Genomic DNA, 25,316 nt, shown 5'->3' on the forward strand with positions numbered 1-25,316 from the left:
TAAAGAAGTGATCATGTAAATAATATTATAAAGAAAAGGAAGGATGTCCTTCCTTAACTAATATTTAATATATACTTTTCTAACGGTACTATAGGAACCAAAAACTTTGCTGCCTAAAGAATCTGTTTGATAGGCCCGTACCTTAACATAATACGTTTTCTTTATTTTCATATTGCTCAGCGTTTTTGAAGTGGCACTGGTATACAAGCTTTTGGTTGTACTTTTCGTAAACTTTGAACTCGTGGAATACGTAATCTGATATCCCTTTGCGTAGGTTACCTTACCATATTTCACACTTAGTTTCCCTTTTGCACTATTTTTTAATGTTGGTGTTTTTCCCTTACCTACACTAAGCTTACTCCATCTTGCATACAGTTTCTTATTGCCCGTACTACCTTTCTTAATGGATGTCACTTTATACTTATATTTACTGTCACTGTACCATCCCTTAAACGTATAGCCTTTCCGTGTTGGACTTTTTAAGGTAATCGTATTGCTGGTTACCGTATAAGAGGATGGATTCTTGCCATTTTTCCCACCATTCAGCTGATAGCTAAGTTTATAGGTGTTTTTGCTCCATTTCGCATACAGTGTCTTATTTCCGGTACTGCCTTTCTTAATGGATGTTACCTTGTATTTATATTTACTATCACTGTACCATCCCTTAAACGTATAGCCTTTTCGTGTTGGACTTTTTAAGGTAATCGTATTGCTAGTTGCCGTATAAGAGGAAGGATTCTTACCATTTTTCCCACCATTCAGCTGATAGCTAAGCTTATAGGTGTTTTTGCTCCATTTCGCATACAGTGTCTTATTTCCGGTACTGCCTTTCTTAATGGATGTTACCTTGTATTTATATTTACTGTCACTGTACCATCCTTTAAACGTATAGCCTTTTCGTGTAGGACTTTTTAAGGTAATCGTATTGCTGGTTACCGTATAAGAGGATGGATTCTTACCATTTTTCCCACCATTCAGTTGATAGCTAAGTTTATAGGTGTTTTTGCTCCATTTTGCATACAGTGTTTTATTTCCGGTACTGCCTTTCTTGATAGACGTTACTCTGTATTTATACTTACTATCACTGTACCATCCCTTAAACGTATAGCCTTTTCGTGTGGGATTTTTTAAGGTTATGGTATTGCTAGTATTATTATAAGTAGAAGGATTTCCCTGTTGTGTACCGCCATTTAGATAGTATGTGATTTTATAAGTATTGGGCTGTACGGTGATATTCACAGTAAGTTTCTTCCCATTTGGGCAAAGTGCATATACTTTTGTACTGCCTCCTTTAACACCAGTAACTACGCCATTACGGATGTTTGCAATTGAGCTATCACCACTGGACCATTGAATTACACTTTGTTCTACTTCATATCTTACTAAACTCCATCCATTGTTTTGACCGTATACACTTAAGGTAGTTGAAGCATTTGGTTTTATTGTTTTACTCGTGCTGCTGATAGAATAGTTCTGAGAATTGTATTTTGCCTGTATCTGATAAGTTTTTAAAGCGTCAGATGCGTATGTCGTTTTGTTGGTACCTTTACTTCTTGAGAAAACTTGCACCCAATAATGTACTCCATCATGATAAAAGCATCCAATACCGATGGACTGAAAACTTCCATTTATGATATTAGAATGATGCCCAAGTGAATGATTCCAATCATTCATTACACTGTTTGCATTAGATTGAGCCGCTGCTATATTTTCACCATCGATCAATGATGAAACACTATAACAGCTTAAACCGGAAGGACGCGTATGACTATAATATACGGCAAGCTCAGCTGCTCTTTGCTGGGCTGCTTCAAACAATGTTTCATCCATAATCAAATCAGCTCTGCCATTTGCCCGACGTTCCTTATTAACTAGATCAAGCACTTTTTTCGCTTCCGTGTACATGGAAGTTCCTTTAATTTTTAAATTTTCTATTTGAATATAACTACCATCGCTCATCTTAGATAAAGTAGATGGTACCACTTTCGCTAAATCCACACCGGCTGCTTCAAAGGCTCCTGCTTCAATATATTCCAATGAACTTGGGAATTTTAAAGAAGTTAATTTTTTACAACCATAGAAGGCATACACATTAATTTGTTTAAGACTATTAGGGAATACAATATTGCTTAAACTATCACAACGATAGAAAGCTCTTGCAAAAATGGTCGTTATTTTCCCATCAAACACTACACTGTTTAATTTTTTGCATTCTGAAAATGAAAGATAAGGTAAAGTATCCAAAGAAGCATGAATCGTTGCTGTAGTCAGATTTTGGCAATCTTCCGCAACACCATAACCTAACTCTTTCAAAGAGGATGGTAACGTCAAAGAAGTAATGCCTGAGCGTACAAATACCCAATCCTTCATTGTTTTAACTGATGAAGGGATGTATATAGCTTGTAATTCTTCAACATCACTAAAGGCATAAGATGCTATTGTTGTCACACTGGATGGTATCGTAAAAGAAGCTGATGTTTTATTTGCTGGATAAGCAACTAATTCTGTCTTATCTTTGTTATACAACACTCCATCTTTACTACTATACACTGGATTTCCTGCAGCTACATTAAATGTTGATACACTTCGCATAAATGCTAGTTCTTTACAGGTTTTCAATGATGCAGGCAATGTAACAGTGCTTAATGCTGTATCCTGAAAAGCGAAAGACTCGATTGTTGTCAGTCCTTCTGGAAAGGTAAAAGAAGTAAGATCGCTACATAACACAAAAGCTCCTTCACCAATGCTTTTTAAAGATTCTCCACCGCTTACTTTTTGTAATCGGCGACATCTGTAAAAGGCGGAATCTTTAATGCTCGTAAGCCCTGCTGGCAGACTTACGCTTTCTAATGCATATAGATAGCGAAATGCTTGCTGTCCAATACTGGTAATCCCTTTATTTATAATGACCTTCTTAATATCATAATCATAATCGCCCCATGGTGCCGTACTCTTATCATAATCAGGAATTTCACCAGTTCCACTGATTGTCAGAGTATCCCCCTGTAATACTGCATGAATATTTGCTGTCAGTGTATAAGTCTTACTGTCTGTAGAAGCACTGACACTTTTTAACGCTTTGACCTTGCTGGCTGGTCTTGCTAGTTGATAACCTTTCGATGCCTCTTTGTTTATTGGATTCGTCTGCGAAGTCTTTTGCAATTCTTGTTCAGCAAACGAGATATTTCCATTTTCCTTCGCTTTCATTTGGAAAAACGGTTGTTCTCCCATTGCCATTCCTAACATACATGCTAGCAATACTACAATTATCTTTTTTAATTTCATAACTATTCTCTCATTTCCCTACATTCATAGTAACGCGAAACATATACAGACGCAAGTGTTTCATAGCAATAATCCTATGAATTTCATGAATATAACCAAAAAAACAAGAAAATAACCAAAAATATTTGCAACATCCAAGCCGTAGATGCATATCGCTTAATGAAGAAAAAAAAGGCTTTACGCCTTCATTCTTGGTTTGATATTACGTTCATAGAATTTCTCATACACATTCGTAAAGAAATTACTTTTCCCACTCTTATAATACCTAACAATCAATAAGGTTAATAAGATACCGCCAACGGTAGCGCACATAACATCGGTAATCGTATCATGTACACCTTGTGTATAATGATTGATGCAATCGTTGTCAAAGAAGATCAACATCGCATATTCATAAAACTCCCATATTTCTCCAATCGCGATATTCACAGCATTAATAAACACTAAAAATAAAGTGAAATCTTTTTTTTCAGGAAAGGTATTACTTTTCCGAATGAAGAAAAACAGAATAACGGCTACTGTTGTAAACATCCAACCACTGGAAAAATGCAGAACCTTATCAAATCCTGTCAAAGAATACCAATGGAAACTGCTGCCGATCAATGACGCAAAATAGGTGAAAACAGTCGATATGATATAGATCTCATATACCGGTTGAAAATGCAACACCTTAAATAGGACAGGAACGATCAACGGTGTCAGCATTGCTACAAACCCCATGCCTAGCGCATTATAATCTTTGACCATAAAATTATGATAAAGGGCAAGAAACAACGTGATGATATAAACAGCAGCACAACCATAAAGCAGACGTTTCAAAAAACGTTCGCGTTTATTTATTGGCATTGACATGCTTAACATCCTCCAACATTTTAAGTTTTAGATCTAAGAGCTTTTTCGACAGATCCACATAGTATGTCTGTGGATATTCAAAGCGCAGAATTTCATCCCACATATGTGAGAATTCTGCTTCGCTGTAATCACGTATTGCGGATAATTCCGGCACATCATATACAAGCTCACCATTTATGAAAATTGGCTCTAATAAATCTTTTATGATATAGGTTCCAGCTGGAATCGTTTTATTTTTCCAACTGTTCATCTGATGATAAATAGTCAAATCCTGATTAGGATCAAGCACTTCTCCATGAACCGTCATGATATCACCAATAGCTTTCATCGTCTCTTTATCATATATCCGGTATAAATCCTTAAATGCCGGATTCGTTACTTTTTCGACATTTTCACTGACTTTGATTTTAGGAATCATTTTCTCATCTTCATAAACCGCACTCATTTTATAAACACCGCCGAACACTGGCGTGGATTTACTGCACACAAGATTTTCGCCAACACCCATACTATTGATTTGGGCCCCTTGCGAAATCAAGGATTGTATCAAATACTCATCCAATGAATTGGACACAACGATGTTGCAGTCTTCCATTCCCGCCGCATCCAAAGCTTTACGAATCTTCTTAGACAAATATGCCATATCTCCAGAATCAATGCGCACACCCTGCATACGATAGCCATTAGGTTCCAAATATTCCTTAGCGACGCGAATCGCATTCGGCAGACCGCTTTTTAAAGTATCATAGGTATCTAGCAAAACGGTACAGCTATCCGGATATGTTTTTGCATAAGCTAAGAATGCATCATATTCATTATCAAAAGATTGAACAAAAGAATGTGCCATTGTACCTAAGACAGGCATACCAAATTTTTGACCGGCATATGTTGTTGCCGTACCTGCTACACCACCGATATAAGCAGCTCTTGCTCCATAATTGGCTGCATCAAAATTATGGGCACGGCGTGCACCAAATTCCATGATTGCTCTTCCCTTTGCAGCTTTGACAATTCTTCGTGCTTTTGTCGCAATTAAGGTTTGATGATTCACACATAAAAGCATTGCTGTTTCCAACAGCTGTGCTTCAATAATTTTTGCTCTTACACGAATTAATGGTTCATAGGGGAAGACTGGTGTTCCTTCTTTGATGGCATAAATATCACCCGTAAAGATAAAATGACGCAAATAATCTAAAAAGGCATCTGAAAATTTATGTAAGGAACGCAAATAGGCAATATCTTCATCTTCAAAATGAAGATTTTGAATATAGCCGATGATTTCTTCTAAGCCGGCAAATACAGCATATCCACCGTTATCCGGATTCTTACGATAAAACAAATCAAAGGTTACGATACGCTCACGCGCTTCTGAATTAAAATAGCATTGGCTCATTGTCAATTCATAAAAATCCATGACCAAACTCAAGTTACGTTCATCTCGAAAATCAAACTTATAATCTAGACTTTTCATACAGCTTACCCTCTTTCTATCCTTGAAACCATTAAGATTCCATTACTCTCCATATTGCGGATACTATATTCATTATGCGTAACACACTCATGAACATTTTCGATATGAAAAGTATCAATACAATCAATAGGAATAATAATACGCATATCATCATAATTATGTTCATTTAACCAGGCATTCAAACACAGCGCAAATTGTAGGATACAAATATCGGTACAACAACCGGTGATGACAATATCCTGATAATTCTGAATACGTTTTTCCAAAAATGCTTGAAAGTCTGGACATGTAAAGGTATTTGTGCTGTTTTTATGCATTACTTCATCTACATGAGGTTGTAATTCCTCAATGATTTCACTTTCACTTGTACCAATGACACAATGGCTTGGATAAGCATTAAATTCTCTTGTCTTTGGCGGATGGGCATCTGCGATAAAGATACACCGACACGCTTTATCTTGAAGCAAATGTTGGATATTCGCAGTGATATCATGAATTGCTTCATCATGTAATGCGCCTTCTTTTACAAATCCATTAATCATATCCACAACAAAAATGATTGGTTTTTGAAGCTTGTCCATCTGCATTGCTTGATACGAATTCAAAAAAGTTTCACTAACTCTTGCCATAAGAAAGATTCTCCTTTAAAAAATTTATTCTTTATCATTATAGTCTTTTTTTTCAAAATAGGAAACAAAAATCAAGGAATTGCTATTTGTTTTACGGTTTTATACATCATAAGGAAGGACAATTACTGTGAATAACAATCATCCTTCATCAAATAAGAAAAAATCAGGAAATTCCTGATTTCTTATACTCCTGCACAGCTTTCCTTTGTATTAGTATTAAAATAAAGAAAAGATCTGAAAGATAAGTAAGGAAACTAGATATGGTATTAATAACATACTGCCAATCGATATGCTCATCAGTTTCCATCCATATTCATGAAACATCGCTTGCAAGGTCATAATACAAGGAATGCTTAATAAGACGTAAACCATAAAACAAAAAGCTCTAAGATTCGCATGTTCATCTGACCATAAGGATTGTATCATAGATACCTGGGCATCGTTATCCGGCTTCAGACGAATTTGTGGTCGGATGAAGGCAAAAATACTATCCGTTAATGCCGTTTGGGCATGTTTACCAATTGCCGCCATATCTTCCAGCGGCTGTAAGGATTGTTGTGTTTGTTCCTCTTTCAATGGATGGGAAAGCGTTTCAAAGTAGCCGACAATTGTTTCTTTCGCAATGATACCTCCAGGCAATGCTGCCACACATTCCCAACGATTGCCAAAGCCTAATGGCTCAAAAAGAGGCGCTACCTTCTGCGATATAGTTGCTAAATAACTAGTTGATACCTGTCCATTAGGGAAATAAGATAGACCCCATAAAATAACCATGGCCCATAAAACTATCCCAGTGGCTTTTTTGATATAACCTTTTACTTCCAAGACTACTTTGGCAAAGACCATGCGTAGTTTAGGAAGACGGTAAGGAGGCAGCTCTAAAATAAAGATAGCATCTTCTTTAAACGCCATAAATCGTGAATAGACAAAGGCTAAGATAAGGGCCAAAAAGACACCTAATGCATACATGGTAACAATCATCAATCCGGCTTTGTGGGGAAAGAATGCCGCAGCGAATAAAACATAAATAGGTAAACGCGCTCCACATGACATAAAAGGGATTAATAAAGCACACATTTTTTTCTGTTTTTCATTATCTAAGGTGCGGGTAGAATAGATTGCCGGTACATTACAACCAAAGCCTAACAATAAGGACACAAAGCTTTTCCCACTTAAATGAAAACTTCGCATAGCTCGATCTAATAGAAAAGCAATGCGTGACATATAACCGCTTTCCTCTAGGATCGATAAGACCATGTAGAGAAAAGCCATTAAAGGAAGAAAAACCAGTACTCCGCCAACACCGGCAAGAATACCATCCAGAAGCAGTTTTTGCACTGCTATTGGTAAAAAACTTATTCCAACTGCCAGATATTTGTATAAAATGTCATGAATCAGATAATCAATAAAAGTCGTCCATGGGGCACTGGCTTGAAAAACAAATAACAATACTATTGTAAAAATAGCCAAAAAGATTGGCATACCAAGATATGGATGCAAAATCATACGATCAATGCGCCGTGATATTGCATAGCGTTGATGTTCATCTTGTTTTACATACTTCATAAAGGAATGAATGATCTCATAGCGGTGTTGCTGCATCGTTTTATCATCCAACCTTTGTGCAAACGCTTGTAATTCTATCTCTTGTATCCCCCAGTTTTTTAATTGCCGCCATGTTGCAGCATCCTTATGGATAAAACGCATACAAAGTCGATGCAATTCATCTTCTTCATAAACGCTATCTTTAGGAACTGCCTTTTCGATACGCTCAAACAACTGTATGTATGCCTGTAATTCTTGTTTTTCTAACAATGGATAATAACAGACCTTTTGTTTCGTCATTTGGATGATTGCCTTTTTTACTTCTCCATAATGTTTTTTATCTAAAGCACTGTAAGGCAATATTGGTATTTGAAGGCGTCGCTGTAATGCATTCATATCGATGTGAATATGTTGTTTTTCTACTTCATCCATAAAATTAAACAATAAAAGCATGGGCAGCTGCAATTCACGCAATGACAAAGTGAGTAATAAATTTCTAGACAGGTTGGTTGCATCAAGCACATTTACGATGATATCTACGTGTGCTTCTTTTAGGAACTGTGTGGTTATACGTTCTTCATTCCCTATTGTTTCTAAACTGTAACAGCCGGGAAGATCAATAAAATGATATTGAGCATCTCCCCATGTGACGATGGCTTCTTTCTTTTCAACGGTAACACCTGGCCAATTCCCCACTTGGAAATGCGCATTACTTAACGCATTGATCCAGGCACTTTTCCCAACGTTTGGATTGCCTACAAAGGCCACTTGATACTGTTTCATCAAATCACCTCCACCTGAATGTTTTGAGCATCTTTTTTTCTTAGAATCAATTGATTGCCTTGTGCAAAATATAATATAGGATCCTTCATGGGCGCTTTTTGCAGCATCGTAAGGACGCCTCCTTCATAGATGCCTAAATAGAATAAACGTTTTTTATCTGTCTTTGACATTTCAATATGCTGAATTATAGCACGCTGCCCTTCCCGCATTTCACTTGCTTTCATCTTATCACCGCTATCATCGTAAGCGATGCAGGTTTCAAAATGCGTCGGAATAACACGAAATTATATGGTTCTATTTTTCATAAGAAATGAATATATTTTCAAAAATATGAAAAAATTAAATTTTTTATTTTCATTTTTTCTTTTTGCGTATATAATATAGGCAGGCTAAAAGGAGGAATACTATGGCTAAATTAGATTACATTAAAGAAGCTGTCATCAAACGCAACCCAAATGATGTGGAATTCATTCAGGCTGTTGACGAAGTATTACTTTCTCTGGAAAAGGTTGCAGAGAAACATCCGGAATATATAGAAAAAGGTGTATTTGAGCGCATCGTTGAGCCAGAACGTCAAATCATCTTCCGTGTGCCTTGGGTAGACGATCAGGGAAAACTACAAGTGAATCGCGGTTATCGCATTGAGTTTAACTCCGCTATCGGACCATACAAAGGTGGTCTTCGTTTTCATCCAAGCGTAAATATATCAATCATCAAATTCTTAGGATTTGAACAAATTTTCAAAAATTCTTTGACTGGACTGCCTATCGGCGGAGGCAAAGGCGGAAGTGATTTTGATCCAAAAGGAAAAAGTGATGCTGAAGTTATGCGCTTTTGTCAAAGTTTCATGACTGAATTATGCAAATATATCGGTCCTAACACAGATGTTCCAGCTGGCGATATTGGTGTTGGAGCACGTGAAATTGGATATATGTTTGGACAATATAAACGCATCCGCAATGAGTTTTGCGGAGTCTTGACCGGTAAAGGTTTGAAATGGGGCGGTTCTTTAGTAAGAACAGAGGCTACCGGTTATGGCCTTTGCTATTTTACAGAAGCTATGCTGCAAGATAAAGGTAACTCCTTTAAAGGAAAAAAAGTTGTTATCAGCGGTAGTGGAAATGTAGCTATTTATGCAGCGGAAAAAGCAACGATGCTAGGTGCCAAGGTCATCGCTATGAGTGACTCCAGTGGCTACATCATTGATGAAAACGGCATCAATTTAGATGTTATGAAAGAAATCAAAGAAGTTCGCCGCGGACGCATTTCTGAATATGCAAAAAGCGTGAAAGGTTCTGTTTTCCATAAGGATGGTCGTATTTGGAATACCCCTTGCGACATCGCACTCCCATGTGCTACGCAAAATGAATTAAACAAAGAAGATGCTGAAACATTAATCAAAAATGGTGTTATCGCCGTATGCGAAGGTGCTAATATGCCAACAACGCCAGATGCGATTGATGTACTGATGCAAAATCACATCCTGTTTGCTCCAGGTAAAGCAAGCAATGCCGGTGGTGTTGCCACTTCTGCATTAGAAATGTCACAGAATTCTTTGCGCCTTTCTTGGACAGCAGAAGAAGTGGATGCTAGATTAAAAGATATTATGGAAAACATTTATAAGACAGTGAGTGAAACAGCAAAAGAATATGACGCTCCTGATAATTTTATGGTTGGCGCAAATATTGCTGGTTTCATTAAAGTTGCGGATTCTATGATTGAACAAGGTATCGTTTAATCACCTATTCTAAAAAATCCCCTACACTTGCCCTTCGCTAGTTGGCAGTGCGGGGATTTTTTTTGAGCTTATGTATAAGACTTTTTTCAAATGGATGCTTAAATTTATGATTACCTATTTTGCTTTGGTTAATAGGGCATTTATCCATCGCCCGATTGTTTTATTATATATATAACTAATGAAAGAACATAGCGCAAACGTAGCTAGGATTGCCCCTATCGCATATAAAATTAAACGACTATCGTTCGCATGTTCCGCACTATGAAATACCGTTTTCCATAAGAATGGTCGAATATATTCATTTTCATGAAGTAAATAAACACCGAAGGTTGTTGCGGCAATCGTATTTATCATCTTAGAATGCTTAATATTTAAATTTTTGAATCCTATAAATAAGAAGATTGAACAAAACAACATCGTAATGGAATCTATTCTTGCAAAATAAGTAGCATAATCACTAAAAATAGCAATTTTTGTACCAATGATATCAAATAGTACACAAGATCCTAAACAGAAAACATATCCTATTGCCCCAATCATTAAACTGTGATCAAAAACTTTATTTGTCAATGCATATAAACGTATTCGGGCAGCGATGATATATAACAGAAAAAACCACATAAGGGTAGATGTCATACGTGCTGCCATAAACGTAGGCAGAATCGAACATATGACGATTAACAATAAGATGAGATGATCCAATTCCCTTTTAGATAAAGCATAAATTAGTTTATTGATATATCCGGATAGCAAATACATCATGAAATAAGATGTCGCAAACCACCACATGTTATAAGGTATCGGAAAGATATTCTTTACGACTTCAAAGAAGTTGAAATCGGTACCGGCAATAGCAAATATAAGCATGATGATAATCGCATATATAGAAATATCCATCCACAGCTTCACCGCTTTTTTTACTTTGAATTCATTCTTTACCAAAAAATAACCACTGATCAATACGAATAAGTTAACGCCAAGCTGACCCCCATATGATAAAAATTGAATGAAGACGCTATTCATTGTTATCGTGGATGAAGGATACCGAAAACCACTATACAACGCAAAATGATGACATATGATCAACAACATGCTGATGATTCTTAAAATTTCAAAATTCGATAATCTTTCCATGGTTTTTTTCATAAACAAAATGTCCTTTCTGCTCTACAGGATACGAGCATGTTTCTTATTTGGAATGGCTTATTCCATATCAAAAAGGGAAACAATTTCATCATAAGACATATGATAAATACTGCCTTCATTTTCTTCTACAAAATGATCTGATAAATCTTTCTTCATCTTCTGCAATGTTTGTATTTTTTCTTCAATACTATCTTTCATAATCAGCTTGTAAACCTGTACATTCTGATTCTGACCGATGCGATACGCACGATCAGTTGCTTGATTTTGCGCAGACACATTCCACCATGGATCAAAATGTATAACAGCACTTGCTGCTGTCAAATTCAATCCGGTTCCCCCGGCCTTTAAAGATATTAGGAAAACATCTGTCAAACCATTTTGAAACTGCTGTACCATATCGCGGCGCTGTTGTTTTGTATTGTTGCCTGTCAGCTTCAAATAAGAAAAACGACGCTTGATAAGTTCCTCTTCCAAGATATCTAATACAGATGTAAATGATGAAAACAACAAGACTCTTTGATGATTTTCCCGTAAAGTTTCTAACAAATCCAAACAATATAGTAATTTACTACTTGCAGTAGTGATGTTCTCATATAGGATACGCGGTTCACAACAAATCTGACGAAGTCGCGTTAACATGGCAAGAATCGCAAATTTATCCGGACGTTCCATCTGCAGATGTTTGCTTAATGCTTGATTGACCTGAGATAAATTTGCCAAATATAGTTTCTTTTCAGTATCTTCAAATGGAATCATGAGCGTATGTTCAATTTTATCTGGTAACTCTTTTAAGACCTTGCTTTTGGTACGTCTTAAAATAAACGGTTCCACCATCTTTTTCAGTTTCATTTGTGTTTGCTCATCATGATTTTGTACAATATTCTTTTCGAAATGTGTTTGAAAATAATGATAATTAAACAAATATCCCGGCATTAAAAAATCAAAAATGCTCCATAATTCAGCTAATGTATTTTCAATCGGAGTACCACTCAATGCCAAGCGATGCACAGCTTTAAGCTGTTTCACACATTCCGCATTTTTCGTCTTTTGATTCTTAATGAACTGTGCTTCATCTAATACAAGATAGTAAAAATGAATGGTTTCATACTGTGTAATATCACGTTTTAAATAATCATAAGATGTTATCAATACATCATATTGTGAGAAAGATGCTATTTGCATGCATCTCTCTTTGGCATTTCCCATAATGCATTGTACACGCAAATCCGCCTGAAATTTCTGCAATTCATCTTCCCAATTTAACACCAAAGAGCTTGGAGTAACAATCAAGGAAACCTGTCCTTCTTGCTTCATTGTTTCTAATAAAGCAATGACCTGCAAAGTTTTTCCTAAGCCCATATCATCTGCTAAAATACCACCGAAATGATAATGGTGCAATGTCTGCATCCATTTCACACCTTCTTTTTGATAATCACGCAGCACATGTTCATAACGAGAAGCAATGTCCGCTAGCTTGATATCCTTTTTGTGATATTGTGAAAGATAATCTACATAGCTTTGCTTCGCTGTAATATCGACATCATGATCTTGCTGTAAAACATCTTCCATATGAAAGCTGCGATATGCTGGCATTTGTACACTGCCTTTTTTAATATCTTTTAAATCAATTGCTAAATCATCTAATAAAGCATTGGTTTCTTCTAGCTCTTTTCCTTCTAAAGATAATAAGCGTCCATCCATCAGACGATAATATTTCCGTCTCTTTCGATATGCCCTTAAAATATCATATAACTCATCCGCTGTAACATCAACACTGGCAATATCAATCTGTAAAAGATCATTTGACATGCCAATGCCAACACTTACATGCATGGCCATAGGTTCATTGATGCTCTTTAACGCATCGGATACAAAGATATCACAATAACGGCTTAAGTATGGTAAGCCTTCCTGTAGAAAGACTAATGTTGTATCCTGCTGTTGGCTTAGATAAGCAACATGTCCATCATAATCAATCGTTTGTGCATATGCCTGTACGCATTCACATACCAACTGTACATGCAAGAGTTGCTCCTTCACCGTATCATCAAAGCCATTCACTATGGTACCATCAGGCATGTGTGCTTTGATGCGGATACTAATTAATCCTTGCTCATCCATATCCGCAAATAGCTGTATATAGTCTTCTTCCATATAAACAGGCAGACATTCTTTATTCTTCACCGTAAGATAGCCTTTACACTGTTTTATGATATGGCCTTGAAAACGACGAATATCGTTTTTACCAATCCAAAAATCTTCTTCTAGTAGTTGTTTTAATAAAGAAACGCTGTAATGATTCATCGTTTTACGAATCAGCGTCTTTTCCTTAATTTTATACACATGCTCTTTCCCCAAGATCATATTGCGTTTGGGGCTTAACAGAACAATCTGATAATCCTCATCCTTAGGAAGTATTTCAATGCACATCTTTCCTTTTTCTTCCACAAGATTAAAATCACGATACTCCCTTGGTATATCCAGCATCTTGTCATAAAAAGCATCCAGTTTTTCTTCTTGTATCCGCATTTCACGTCCTGAATAATAATAAAGATGATCGGACATATTCTCCTTTAATAGTTGAATAAGCTCTTGTGATATTACATCAAATTGCTCCATCGTATGAGTAAAAGCTAGCTCTTTTCCATAACTGATATATTCTTCATGAGCGATAGCTTCCAGAAATTCCTGTATTCTCTTAACGATGTACATGCGTTTACGGCCTTTGCCAATTTTTAATGAAATATAGCAATCCCTTAAATGGCTTCCATATTCACTATCTATATTCTCTAACTGCACATATAAATGGATATCCTGATGTCCTTGCAGAATAGGAAACTGTTGATCCTTATGCCACTGCTCATCCAGCCATTCATGCGCTTTCTCCATAAGACGCTTACGCTGTTCAAGTTCTAATTGACGCCGATATTCCTCGTATTCACGCAACCGTCTTGCCTTACGTTCTTCATATCGCTGTAATAGGCTATTTTGCTGTTTTTGCTCTTCTTCATTATTTCTGGTTTGCTGATATTCCTGATAACGAAGTAAGAATTTCTGTCTTTGAAAATGATAAGGGAACATACATGGCTCCATAATAGAGATGATCATCAACACTTCACCAACGTGAGCACAGCCACTTTCTTGCGTACAAAAAGGGCAACTACATTCATATGCCGTCACATGATAATTTTCATCTATGGTAATGGTAATATGATTACTATAAACATCCTGATTTATATGGGCGTCCACATGATATTGTCCGGATGCATCACATAAAACGACCATGCTTTCTATATCAGCAGCCTTCAGATATTTCTTTGCCAAAGTATAATTTTGTACATTACTAACGACACGTTTTATTTCCTCTTTCGTTATCTGCATATATACCCTCCATGCGCTTCTTGTAGGATACTCAAATGTTTAATAAAACGCACATGAACCATGTGCGTATAAAGTTATTTATTATCCGTTTCCATGTGACGTCTAATGATCGAACTGATTAATTCTGCAGCCAATTTAGGGTCATCATTACAAACAATATATTTATAATTATTCACCATCTTCATTTCTTTTCCAGCTTTCGCCAAACGCTGCTGTACAACCTCTTCTGGCTCACTTCGACGACCGCGAATTCGATTTTCCAATTCTTCCATACTCGGTGGAATAATAAATATTGTTAAAGCATCTGGACATTTTTCTTTTACTTGCGTAGCCCCCTGCACTTCGATTTCCAAAAGGACATTTTTTCCTTCATTGCGCAGTTTTTCTACCTGTGACATGGGAGTGCCATAATAATTGCCAACAAATTCAGCCCATTCTAAAAGTTCACCATGTTGGATTGCCTCTTCAAATTTTTCCTTCGTAGTGAATATGTAATCAACGCCATCCTGTTCACCAGCTCTTGGTGATCTTGTCGTCATGGAAATGGAATATGCCAATTTCAATGACGCATCATTCATAAAGTAATTACGCACGGTTCCCTTTCCTACTCCACTAGGACCACTGATAATAATTAACAGACCTTTTTTCATTTGCACACCCTCTATTCTTTATACTTATTTTACTAGTAGTGATTTCGCTTGTCAAACATGTTTTCGCTATTTTCTGCTTTTATGCTATAATGTTACTCACGAGGTGATAAGCATGGCAATTGATGGATTATTATTAAGACAGTTACGAATAGAAATAGCGCAAGCTTTACCAGCTAAATTATTAAAATTGCAACAAATAAGTGATACTGAATTATTATTTACATTACGTACCCAAACAGGCAATCAAAAACTGTTAATCTCTTTGCACAGCGTTTATAATCGTATAAATTTCACAAAAGAATCCTATACGACAATGGAGGTTCCCAGCAACTTTTTAATGTTGTTGCGAAAACAGATTGATGGCGGCATCCTCCATACCATAGAACAACTTGGTCTTGACCGTATCCTCCATATGGAGTTGGAAGCACGCAACGAATTAGGTGATATTCATAAAAAGCACTTATATATTGAATTAATGGGCAAATATGCCAATATCATTTTGGTAGATGAAGATGGACGCATCGTTGATGCCTTAAAACGTATCCCGCCGTTTGAAAACAGTAAACGTACCATTTTACCCGGTGCAGTATTTACCTTGCCAGAGCCACACAGTAACAAACAAGACCCATATCATCACGGACCATTTGATGCCGAAGAATCTTTCAGCAAACAGTTTCATGGCTTTTCCCCACTCTTGTCTAAAGAGGTACAATACCGCATGCACAAAGGTGAGGCATTCGACGATATTTTAAAGAAGATTCACGATTCCAACACTTTATATATTAGCGATGTTAAAGATCAGGTTTATTTTCATTGTATTCCACTTACACATCTAACAGATACGTATCGTCAATATCCTTTAATGCATGGCATGGATATTCTGTTTTATGAAAAAGAAGAAAAAGTGCGCATCAAACAACAAAGTCAAGATTTATATCGCAGTGTCAAACGCGAGTTGCATAAAAACACCTCAAAGCTCCCAAAACTTAAGCAATCTTTAGCTGAATCTATGGATTGTGATAAATATCGAGAATATGGGGATTTATTATTTGCTTATATGCATGAAATTGAGAAACAACCGATAATTACGCTGCCCTCTTTTGAAACAGGAGAAGAGATTGCGATTCCTATCGATATGCGTTTTGATATAAAAGGTAATGCCAATCGTTGGTATCAGAAATATCATAAAAGCAAACGAGCACAGAGTATTTTAAAGGAACAAATCGCTTTGTGTGAGAAAGAGATTGCATATTTTGAGGCTATGGAAACGCAATTATCGCAAGCTGGTGTTCAAGATGCCATTGAGATACGGGAAGAATTGGTAAAACAAGGGTATTTACGTGCACAGAAAAGTCGTATCCGGAAAAAGAAAAAGCAAGAGCTTCCTCATTATGAAACGTTTCTATTTGATGATTATCGCATATATGTAGGTAAAAACAATTTGCAGAATGACTATGTCACATGGAAACTCGCACGAAAAAAAGATACATGGTTGCACGCAAAAGATTTGCATGGTGCTCATGTCATCCTTACTTTAGAACAGCCAAATGAAGCTGCTTTACGGACTGCGGCCATGTTAGCTGCCTGGTATTCTAACGGGCGCTATTCCTCCAGTGTTCCAATCAATTACTGCCAACAACGACAATTAAAAAAGATTCCTGGCAATAAAGGAAGCTTTGTATCCTTAACGACCTATAAGACCATTTATATCGATCCAGATGCAGCCGTCATTCAACGATTGCTAGATGAACACAGAGAAAACAAAAGAAAATAGCTTTTTCACGGCATTGTCAGCTAAAATACATGCTGTTGATTAGAGCATGCTATGCATAAGTGATAATATCTTACTTTATGCAACTCATGAACTCTTTTACCATTTAGGCATAAAAAATCATACAGTGTAAAACAACAAAATGAATATGCTAGTAAGAATGCTATCCTACTTAAGAACACATCAAAAAAGTGAACAGGATACGATCATGTGTCCTCTTCACTTTTTTTCACTAGCTTTATCTTTACCAAAACACATAGTGCTATTGTTCCAACCTTTATTTACGTAAGCACTTTTTAAACCATCATACTATGAATTAAAATAGCAATGATAGTTACTATCATATGCAATAATATGCCTCTCAAATATTGATACTTATCACTATAATAAATATATATGATGTCGTTCACATTCGGCAATCATGTCATCGCTCCACTGTGATACCTGCACCTCACCGATATGTGCTTTATTTAAAAGAATCAAACATATTCTTGATTGCCCAATCCCTCCACCTATTGTAAGCGGCAATTCATCATGTAACAACATTTGATGATAAGGCAAAGTTAAACGTTCTTCACAATCAGCTTTTTTCAGCTGTTCTTGTAGTGCCTTAGCATCTACACGAATGCCCATACTGCTAATTTCGACAGCACAATCCAAAATAGGATAGTAAATAAGAATATCTCCATTTAATGACCAGTCATCATAATCCGGTGCACGTCCATCATGTTTCTGCCCACTGGATAAAATATCGCCAATTTGCATGATACATACTGTTTTATGTTCCTTTGTAATTGTATATTCTCTTTCTTTAGGCGTCATATCCGGATAGCGATCTTCGAGTTCTTGTGCGGTAATAAAATACACATCCTCGCGTATAAACGGTTCTAAATTTTCAAAGATGATATCCAATTCTTTCTCTGTTTCTTTAAGCGCCTTCATAATATTACGCACTGTCATTTTTAGGAAATCAAGATTACGATCATGACGATCGATAATTTTTTCCCAATCCCACTGATCAACATATGTGGAGTGCAGATTATCCAAATCTTCATCACGACGGATGGCATTCATATCCGTATAAATACCTTTTCCATAGCCGATATGATAACGTTTTAATGCCATTCGCTTCCATTTAGCAAGTGAATGGACAATCTCCATTTCATCTTCATCAATCTCTTTAATATCAAAGCCTACTGGACGCTCAACACCATTTAAATTATCGTTTAATCCACTACTTTTTCTTACATACAGCGGCGCCGAAATGCGCATAAGATTCAAATGATGAGCCAATCTACGTTCAAATAAATCTTTTACATATTTAATGGCAACCTCTGTTGAGATGACATCTAATTTATTTTCATAATGTGATGGAAGGATCAAATCCTTAACTGCCATACTATCAACTCACTTTCATGTCTTTTATTATACCGCATTTATGTTACAAAATATATCTTTTTTTGAAATTTTTTACAATCAATTTTTACATATGTTTCATCCACTTTCTTACTATATGCAACAACCTCTTTCATCATGCCAGAGAAAAAGCAAACAGTCTCAATTATACTGTCTGCTTCTTATTTTCTTATTTTAAAACAGCACCTTCATCCGCCGAAGTTACAAGACGTGCATAACGATACAGCCAGCCTTCTTTGATTTTCGCTTCTGGTTTCACCCAAGCATCCATCCGTTTTTGCATTTCTGCTTCATCAATCATCAGATTGATCTTACCGGCATTGATATCGATGCTGATGGTATCTCCCTCTTGAATGATGGCAATCGGACCATGCGCTGCGGCTTCCGGTGATACATGTCCGATAGCTGCCCCACGAGTTGCCCCAGAGAATCTTCCATCCGTAATCAAAGCGACTTCTTTATCCAGTTTCATACCAGCCAATGCACTTGTTGGATTCAGCATCTCTCGCATGCCCGGTCCACCTTTTGGTCCTTCATAGCGGATAACGACAACATCGCCTTTGACAATTTTTCCCTGATAAATAGCATCAATAGCATCTTCTTCACTATCAAAGACACGGGCACGTCCTGTATGCACCAACATACTAGGATCCACAGCGCTGCGCTTTACCACACAGCCTTTTGGTGCTATGTTACCAAATAATACGGCAATGCCACCAGTAGGTGAATTAGGTGTATCAATATCCTTGATGATCTTATGATCTAAATTGACAGCCTTAGCTAAATTTTCTTTGATTGTCTTGCCAGTTACGGTCATTAAAGAATCATCAATCAATTGTTTCTTCTGCAATTCTTTCATAACTGCCTGTACGCCACCGGCACGATACAAATCTACGATATGATCCGGTCCGGCAGGTGCTAATTTACACAGATTTGGAGTTTTTTGTGATACCTCATTGATTATATCCAGATCAATATCCACATGCGCTTCTTTCGCAATGGCCAAAAGATGTAAGACCGTATTTGAGGAACAGCCTAATGCCATATCACAAGCCAATCCATTACGTAAAGCCTGCTCATTTATGATATCTCTAGGCTTGATATCTTTTTCTACCATATCCATGATTGCCATACCGGCTTTTTTAGCTAACTGCATGCGAGCCGAATAAACGGCTGGTATGGTGCCATTGCCAGGCAAGGCAATTCCCAACACTTCACATAGACAGTTCATCGAATTCGCTGTAAACATACCGGAACAAGATCCACATCCTGGACAAGCATTTTGTTCAATGTACGTCAATTCTTCTTGATCAATCAGTCCTGCTTTTTTCGCTCCTACCGCTTCAAACATGGTCGATAAACTCATATCTTTGCCTTTATCATTACCAGGCAGCATCGCTCCTCCACTCATGACTACAGCTGGCAGATTCACGCGCAAAGCGCCCATCAACATACCAGGAACGATCTTATCGCAATTCGGTACAAGTACCAAACCATCAAACCCATGCGCATTGGCCATGGTTTCTACACTATCCGCAATCAATTCACGAGATGCTAAGGAGTACTTCATTCCAATATGCCCCATGGCAATACCATCACATACACCAATGCTAGGTACCATGATTGGCGTACCACCTGCCATGCGAATACCGGCTTTCACGGCCTCGCTAATCTTATCCAAATGCAAATGCCCCGGAACAATTTCACTATACGCACTGACAACACCGATCAAGGGACGATTTAATTCTTCTTCGGTTAATCCCAAAGCATAGAAGAGGGAGCGCTGCGGCGCGCAGGCATCTCCCTTTAAAACTCGATCACTTGCTCTACTCATCCTTCTTCACCTGCTCTTCTTATTTTTTTAACCAGCTCATCATCTTACGCAGCTGTGCACCAACCTTTTCTGATGGATGCTGGGCATGGACACGGCGCATTGCCAAGAAATGGGCACGGCCTGCGGATTTATTTTCGGTAATCCAATTACCAGCAAAGGTTCCATCCTGAATCTCAGCTAATACTTTCTTCATTTCTTTTCTTGTATCTTCGGTAATCAAACGTTTACCAGTTACATAATCACCATATTCCGCAGTATCAGAAATTGAATAACGCATCATTGCAAAACCTCCGCTATTAATCAAATCAACAATCAGTTTCATTTCATGGATACATTCAAAATATGCCATTTCCGGTTCATAACCGGCTTCAACCAACGTATCAAAACCAGCCTGCATCAATTCACAGACACCACCACATAAGACAGCTTGTTCACCGAATAAATCAGTTTCTGTTTCTTCTTTAAAGGTAGTTTCTATGATGCCGGCACGACCAGCACCGATTCCACTTGCATAAGCCAATGCATATTCACGTGCTTTACCGGTTGCATCCTGATGGATGGCAATCAAAGAAGGTACCCCTCTTCCTTCTAAATACTGACTGCGAACGGTATGTCCCGGACCTTTTGGGGCACACATGGTAACATCGACTCCTTCCGGTGCGACGATCTGATTAAAATGAATTGCAAAACCATGGGCAAACATCAACATATTGCCTTCTTCCAAGTTTGGTTTAATATCCTTTTCATAAATATCCGGCTGATTCTGATCCGGAGCCAAGATCATTACAACATCGCCTGCTTTTGCGGCATCTGCGGTATCCATAACCGTTAAGCCAGCTTCTTCTGCTTTGGCACGACTCTTAGAGCCTGGTCGCAAACCTACAACGACCTTGACACCACTATCCTTCAAGTTTTGCGCATGCGCATGTCCCTGACTGCCATATCCGATAATAGCAACCGTTTTTCCTTTCAATAAATCCAAATTACAATCTGCATCATAATACACCTTTACCATATCTTTTTCCTCCTGTTCTGGTAATTCCTATCTTATAGCATCAAAAGATGCTTGAAAAGACTAATCGTTTCTGGATAATTCCATCGCCACACCACCGGTGCGGCTGATTTCCACAATCTTATAATCCTGTAATTCTTCAATGAAATAATCAATGCTTGCCGGTGTATCTGTCAATTCCACGACACAACATCCCTTTTCGATCAACTGACAGCGTCCTCCAAAATCTTTTACTGCTTTTAAGAAGTTATCCTTTTGATCTTTATTTACCTCAACCTTGATCAATACAACTTCACGGATAAACAGTAGATCCTCTGGTATCTCTTCAACTTTTTTAACATCCTCTAATTTGGCCAGTTGCAATTTGATTTGATTGATGATTCCCTCATCTCCGCGTGTTGTAATCGTAATACGCGAAAACTTAGGATTTTCCGTTTCACCAACCGATAAAGTATCAATATTAAAGCCTCGTTGTCCAAATAGATTGGTCACTCTGGTCAGCACACCGAAGTGATTTTCCACAAGTAATGAGATTACTCTTCTCTCCATTCTGTCCACCTCCTAGTTTCCATATAAGATGATATCCTTACCACTTTTTCCCGGTGGAATGATCGGATATACACAATCATCTTTATCGATCCAACAATCGACGATGCATGGCACTTTACTGCTCAATGCTTCTTTCATAACCGGTTCAATATCCTGATGTGTTTTAATACGTAACCCTTTCCCGCCAAATGCTTCTGCAAGCTTGACATAATCTGTCTTACGTTCAATGCTTGTATTTGAATAGCGATGGTCATAAAATAAGGTTTGCCATTGTCGTACCATACCAAGTACGGTGTTATTAAAAATCAGAATAACAATTGGCAACTGTTCACTGACAGCTGTTGCCATCTCATTCATATTCATATGGAAACTGCCATCTCCACTTACCAATATAACCGGACGATGTGGATTTGCGACCTTTGCGCCAATAGCTGCGCCCATACCATAGCCCATGGTTCCTAAACCACAAGAGCTAATAAAACTACGCGGACGTGAAAATTGATAATATTGCGCCATGATCATTTGATGTTGACCAACATCTGTCGCTATGATGGCATCTTCTCCGACAATATTGTGTAAGGTCAAAGCTAAATCGCGTGGATCTACTTTATCATCACCTCTAGGTTTTGGTAAGTCTTTCTTATCTTTAAAAGCTTTTAAAGTATCTGTCCACTCTTTATGCTTTGTTTCCGGCATACGGGCAATCATTTTTTTCAATATATAGCGAGCATCGCCAACGATCGAAATATCGGTTGCGACATTCTTAGAAATTTCTGAAGCATCGATATCAAAATGAATAATTTTGGCATCCTTACCGAATTCTTTACGATTGCCTGCTACACGATCAGAAAAACGCGCACCGATGGCAATGATCAAATCGGTATTCAAAGTTGCATAATTAGAAACAGGGGTTCCATGCATACCAATCATGCCTAAGTATAAATCATAATCATAAGGTACGGAGGATAATCCCATCATGGAACAGCATACTGGTATATCCATGTGTTTAGAAAATTTCAATAGCTCTCTTGTTGCATTTGAGCTGATCACACCACCGCCGGCATAGATCATTGGCCGCTTAGCCTGCCGAATCGCTTCCAATGCTTCTTCAAATTTTGCATCATCAACCTTTGGCAGCTTACGAATCCGATATCTTGGCAGTTTTACATATTCAGTAAGCGCCGCTGTGACATCTTTTGGAATATCAATCAAGACCGGTCCTTTTCTTCCTGAATTGGCAATTACAAATGCTTTTCTTACGACATATGCCAGATCTTCAACATTTTGTACGATAAAATTATGCTTTGTGATTGGCATCGTGATTCCAGCAATATTCACTTCTTGAAAGGAATCTCTCCCTAATAAATCATTCGGCACATTACCTGTAATGGCAACAACAGGAATACTATCCATATAAGCTGTCGCAATTCCCGTAACTAAATTCGTAGCACCCGGGCCACTGGTTGCCAAGCACACACCGGTTTTCCCGGTACTTCTGGCATAACCATCGGCGGCATGCGCAGCACCTTGTTCATGTGATGTAACAATATGATGTATATCATCACTTCGCTCATATAAAGCATCATAAATATTTAAAACGGAACCTCCTGGATATCCAAATATGGTATCCACTCCTTGATCAATTAAGGCTTGTATCAGTATTTGCGAACCATTCATCTTCATGTGTGTAAACCTCCTCACAACTTTCCCTTACCATCTTTATCCTTAATAACACCTTAAAAACGGGTTATCATCAATTATTATTCCATTGTAATTTCATAACCTTTCTGTTTTAATGCTTTGATTAACGCATCCCCATGTTCTTTACTGGAAACCTCAACGGCCACATGGATAATTGTTTCATTCAAATTCAAATCCGCTTGAATGCGATCATATTGAACCTCAATGATATTGGCATTTGCCTCTTTGACGATGTGAGCAAAATGTTCCAGACTTCCCGGTACATCTAACATTAATGTTTTAAACTTTATATTACGACCTCGTGTTACAAGGCCTTTTTCTACGACCTTATGAATAAAGGAAACATCAATATTACCTCCGGACAACACACAAACGACACGTTTTGCGGTAACATCCATCTTATGATTCAGCACCGCTGCTAAAGAACTCGCTCCGGCCGGTTCTACTACCAACTTTTCGCGTTCTAACAAAAGCAGTATCGTTGCGGCAATCTCATCATCACTGACACTCACCATTTCATCGACATTTTCCTGTATGAGCTTCACTGTTTTTTCACCGGGGTTCATAACAGCAATTCCATCCGCAATCGTATTGACACGTTTTGTTGAGCAATGCTTCTTTTGCTGAAACGATTGAACGATTGCATCAGCGCCTTCCGCCTGTACCCCGACAATTTTGATGCGCGGATTGATTTGTTTTGCATAATAGCTAATACCGGCAAGTAATCCGCCTCCTCCCGCCGGAACAACGATCATATCGACATTAGGTAAATCATGACAGATTTCATAAGCAATTGTACCTTGTCCAGCGATCACATCCTCATCATCGAAAGGATGAATAAAGGTTGCCTTTTTTTCTTTTTGTAAACGCAAGGCCTCTTCATAACATTCATCATAATTATCACCAGCGAGCACGACATCAGCACCATACCCTTTGGTTGCCAACACCTTCGCAATCGGTGTGCTTTTGGGCATAACGATCGTTGCATGCATACCTAGCTTACTGGACGCATAACTGACCCCCTGTGCATGGTTTCCAGCTGAGCTCGCTATGACCTCGTTGGTTTTTCCCTCTTCTTTCAATTTCGCCAATTTATTAAATGCTCCGCGAACCTTAAAGGAGCCTGTCTTCTGACGATTTTCACATTTTAGAAATAAATCACAGCCGCTCATCGCCGAAAAAGTTTTCGAGCTTGTGACCTTAACGTTATGGATATTCCCCTGCAACCTCGCGGCTGCCATCTCGACTTCCTTGCTATTCATAAGACTTCCTCCTATTTAATCAAAAAAGCAGCACATTTTCTCATGGCTGCTTTTCTTTCGTTCTCTTACGCCCTTGTACATACGACAAAAGTGATCTGTTGGTGAGTGACTCATCATATGAGTCTTGAAAGAAAAACAGACTTACTTAGGACTATGAGAATAATAATAATGACGCTAATCGTTATAGTCACCATGAGTCCACTTCCTTTCTATTGCCTCACTCAAGTTACTGATTGCATATAGTTTAAATCTTTTTTGAAACGTTGTCAATGATTTTTGATAATATTTTCA

General features: G+C 37.8%; 17 protein-coding genes. 2 read left to right on the top strand and 15 right to left on the bottom strand.

What is annotated here, in order from left to right; all coding sequences use genetic code 11:
• Nucleotides 1-57: 57 nt before the first annotated feature.
• From KJS44_RS08665 to KJS44_RS08690, 6 genes are all read right to left on the bottom strand, one after another.
• Complete coding sequence (locus KJS44_RS08665) at nucleotides 58-3,285, bottom strand: leucine-rich repeat protein (RefSeq protein WP_008687884.1); 3,228 nt, start codon at nucleotides 3,283-3,285, stop codon at nucleotides 58-60.
• A gap of 177 nt (nucleotides 3,286-3,462) precedes the next feature.
• Nucleotides 3,463-4,137, bottom strand: coding sequence for a hypothetical protein (locus KJS44_RS08670; RefSeq protein WP_008687883.1), 675 nt, complete (start codon nucleotides 4,135-4,137; stop codon nucleotides 3,463-3,465).
• Nucleotides 4,118-5,608 (bottom strand): nicotinate phosphoribosyltransferase, encoded by a 1,491-nt coding sequence (locus KJS44_RS08675; protein ID WP_008687882.1) that lies wholly within the window; start codon nucleotides 5,606-5,608, stop codon nucleotides 4,118-4,120. Before KJS44_RS08675 ends, KJS44_RS08670 begins: the two co-directional genes overlap by 20 nt.
• A 5-nt stretch (nucleotides 5,609-5,613) precedes the next feature.
• Nucleotides 5,614-6,237, bottom strand: coding sequence for a cysteine hydrolase family protein (locus tag KJS44_RS08680; RefSeq protein WP_008687881.1), 624 nt, complete (start codon nucleotides 6,235-6,237; stop codon nucleotides 5,614-5,616).
• A gap of 216 nt (nucleotides 6,238-6,453) precedes the next feature.
• Nucleotides 6,454-8,565 carry a ferrous iron transport protein B gene (gene feoB, locus KJS44_RS08685; RefSeq protein WP_008687879.1) on the bottom strand — a complete coding sequence of 704 codons (2,112 nt, stop codon included), beginning with the start codon at nucleotides 8,563-8,565 and terminating at the stop codon, nucleotides 6,454-6,456.
• On the bottom strand, nucleotides 8,565-8,789 hold the full coding sequence (locus tag KJS44_RS08690; RefSeq protein ID WP_008687876.1) for a FeoA family protein: 225 nt from the start codon (nucleotides 8,787-8,789) through the stop codon (nucleotides 8,565-8,567). The genes feoB and KJS44_RS08690 overlap by 1 nt, the downstream gene beginning before the upstream one ends.
• A 182-nt stretch (nucleotides 8,790-8,971) precedes the next feature.
• Between KJS44_RS08690 and gdhA the strand changes: the two genes are divergently transcribed.
• Nucleotides 8,972-10,303, top strand: coding sequence for an NADP-specific glutamate dehydrogenase (gene gdhA / locus KJS44_RS08695; RefSeq protein WP_008687874.1), 1,332 nt, complete (start codon nucleotides 8,972-8,974; stop codon nucleotides 10,301-10,303).
• A gap of 114 nt (nucleotides 10,304-10,417) precedes the next feature.
• On the opposite strand, the gene KJS44_RS08700 is transcribed toward gdhA, so the two are convergent.
• From KJS44_RS08700 to gmk, 3 genes are all read right to left on the bottom strand, one after another.
• On the bottom strand, nucleotides 10,418-11,449 hold the full coding sequence (locus KJS44_RS08700; protein WP_008687872.1) for an acyltransferase family protein: 1,032 nt from the start codon (nucleotides 11,447-11,449) through the stop codon (nucleotides 10,418-10,420).
• A 57-nt stretch (nucleotides 11,450-11,506) separates the two neighbouring features.
• Complete coding sequence (locus tag KJS44_RS08705) at nucleotides 11,507-14,830, bottom strand: DEAD/DEAH box helicase (RefSeq protein ID WP_008687870.1); 3,324 nt, start codon at nucleotides 14,828-14,830, stop codon at nucleotides 11,507-11,509.
• Between the two features lie 74 nt (nucleotides 14,831-14,904).
• Nucleotides 14,905-15,480: a guanylate kinase gene (gmk, locus tag KJS44_RS08710; RefSeq protein ID WP_008687868.1), complete on the bottom strand. Its 576-nt coding sequence runs from the start codon at nucleotides 15,478-15,480 to the stop codon at nucleotides 14,905-14,907.
• 112 nt (nucleotides 15,481-15,592) lie between these two features.
• Here gmk and KJS44_RS08715 point away from each other — a divergent pair, with 112 nt between their 5' ends.
• Nucleotides 15,593-17,254, top strand: a complete 1,662-nt coding sequence (locus KJS44_RS08715; RefSeq protein ID WP_008687867.1) for an Rqc2 family fibronectin-binding protein — start codon at nucleotides 15,593-15,595, stop codon at nucleotides 17,252-17,254.
• 378 nt (nucleotides 17,255-17,632) lie between these two features.
• On the opposite strand, the gene asnA is transcribed toward KJS44_RS08715, so the two are convergent.
• The 6 genes from asnA to ilvA all read right to left on the bottom strand — a co-directional run bounded on the left by asnA (nucleotide 17,633) and on the right by ilvA (nucleotide 25,025).
• Nucleotides 17,633-18,649 (bottom strand): aspartate--ammonia ligase, encoded by a 1,017-nt coding sequence (asnA, locus tag KJS44_RS08720; protein WP_008687865.1) that lies wholly within the window; start codon nucleotides 18,647-18,649, stop codon nucleotides 17,633-17,635.
• A 187-nt stretch (nucleotides 18,650-18,836) separates the two neighbouring features.
• Nucleotides 18,837-20,501, bottom strand: coding sequence for a dihydroxy-acid dehydratase (gene ilvD, locus KJS44_RS08725; RefSeq protein WP_008687863.1), 1,665 nt, complete (start codon nucleotides 20,499-20,501; stop codon nucleotides 18,837-18,839).
• Nucleotides 20,502-20,520: 19 nt separating this feature from the next.
• On the bottom strand, nucleotides 20,521-21,516 hold the full coding sequence (ilvC, locus tag KJS44_RS08730) for a ketol-acid reductoisomerase (protein WP_008687856.1): 996 nt from the start codon (nucleotides 21,514-21,516) through the stop codon (nucleotides 20,521-20,523).
• 60 nt (nucleotides 21,517-21,576) lie between these two features.
• Complete coding sequence (gene ilvN, locus KJS44_RS08735) at nucleotides 21,577-22,062, bottom strand: acetolactate synthase small subunit (RefSeq protein WP_008687854.1); 486 nt, start codon at nucleotides 22,060-22,062, stop codon at nucleotides 21,577-21,579.
• A gap of 12 nt (nucleotides 22,063-22,074) precedes the next feature.
• Nucleotides 22,075-23,745 carry a biosynthetic-type acetolactate synthase large subunit gene (gene ilvB, locus KJS44_RS08740; protein ID WP_008687852.1) on the bottom strand — a complete coding sequence of 557 codons (1,671 nt, stop codon included), beginning with the start codon at nucleotides 23,743-23,745 and terminating at the stop codon, nucleotides 22,075-22,077.
• A gap of 77 nt (nucleotides 23,746-23,822) precedes the next feature.
• Nucleotides 23,823-25,025, bottom strand: a complete 1,203-nt coding sequence (gene ilvA / locus KJS44_RS08745) for a threonine ammonia-lyase (RefSeq protein WP_008687851.1) — start codon at nucleotides 25,023-25,025, stop codon at nucleotides 23,823-23,825.
• Nucleotides 25,026-25,316: the final 291 nt, after the last annotated feature.

Source organism: Longicatena caecimuris, assembly GCF_018406465.1.
GTDB lineage: Bacteria > Bacillota_I > Bacilli_A > Erysipelotrichales > Erysipelotrichaceae > Longicatena > Longicatena caecimuris.